Source organism: Pseudomonas sp. MWU13-2100 (genome assembly GCF_023242365.1).
Classification (GTDB): Bacteria; Pseudomonadota; Gammaproteobacteria; order Pseudomonadales; family Pseudomonadaceae; genus Aquipseudomonas.
In genome coordinates, this window is record NZ_JALLIX010000126.1 from 1 (window position 1) to 795 (window position 795).

Here is a 795-nt window from a genome sequence, read left to right on the forward strand (position 1 = left end):
CGGCGGCAAATGGCCGTAGCCCGGGCTGTTACACACGTTTAGGATCGCTTGTCGTTCGACCTCGCTCAGCGCATTGCGCGGCCTGGGTCGTACCGTGGTCGTTCGGGCGTCTGCCTGAACCGCCTCAGTTTCAGTCCAGCGCTGCACGGTTCTGAGCGAGAGACCGACTTCCTGGCAGGCCTTGATTTTCCGGGCGCCGGCCATCCGGGCTTCACTCAACCAGGTCACCAGTAATTGCCGTTCCGGCAAGGCGGTCAGTTGTCCTCGTTGTCGATCCCCCAGTAGTCGTTGAGCTTTTTTCGCAGCACCAGCAACGCGGCGGTTTCAGCCAGCGCCTTGTCTTTGCGGCGCAGCTCGCGCTCCAGTTCCTGGATGCGTTTCTTGTCCTTGCGGGCTTGCTCGCGATCGTCTTTTTGCTGCGCTTTGTCTGCCTTCTGGCCGTTGATGCAGGCTTGCCGCCACGCCTTGATTTGCTCGGGGTACAGGCCTTTGCGACGGCAGTATTCAGCCAGTTCAATTTCGGACAAGCCGGCGGTTTCAAGGACGACGGCAAACTGGGCTTCGGCTGTCCAGTTCTGGGCCGATGGGATGTTCTCGGACACTGCGTTTCCTTCAGAGCGGGCCTTTCTGCGCCAGTTGGCCAATGACATGTCGCTGACCCCTTCGCGCCGAGCAACCTCGGCCATCGACAGGCTCAGTGGGGGAAGCAGCATTTTGAGCAATGCGGCTTTGCGTTCCGGTGAATAGTACGGCACGAACAGTCTCTTTCCGCCCCCGATCTGCGTTTTCAGGAAA

The 795-nt window shown here is 60.0% G+C and carries 1 pseudogene; it reads right to left on the minus strand.

The features are described from left to right. Positions 1-755, minus strand: a pseudogene (locus M5B99_RS29650) (transposase); the annotation flags it as partial. Positions 756-795: the final 40 nt, after the last annotated feature.